The 204-nt window shown below is 51.0% G+C and carries 1 protein-coding gene; it reads right to left on the bottom strand.

Features of this window, described 5'->3' with window-relative positions; translation table 11 throughout:
- Positions 1-204, bottom strand: a 204-nt coding sequence (locus ABF638_RS38595; protein ID WP_435027982.1) for a hypothetical protein, incomplete at both ends; no start/stop codon positions are given.

Below are 204 nucleotides of genomic sequence, written 5' to 3' on the forward strand. Positions count from 1 at the left end.
CCTTAACGCGGACAGTACCAGCCTCAGTACCATCACTCTTCCACAGTTCACTGTCCCCGCTGCTGTCGTTAGCAACAAAGTACACTGTGCCGTTGACATTCGTCAGATTTTGCGGGCTAGAGTGGATTGTCGCAGTATTAATATCCTTGACGCGGACAGTACCAGCCTCAGTACCATCACTCTTCCACAGTTCACTGTCTCCAC

The sequence above is a fragment of the Nostoc sp. CALU 1950 genome, from assembly GCF_051172895.1.
GTDB classification, from domain to species: Bacteria; Cyanobacteriota; Cyanobacteriia; order Cyanobacteriales; family Nostocaceae; genus Nostoc; species Nostoc edaphicum_A.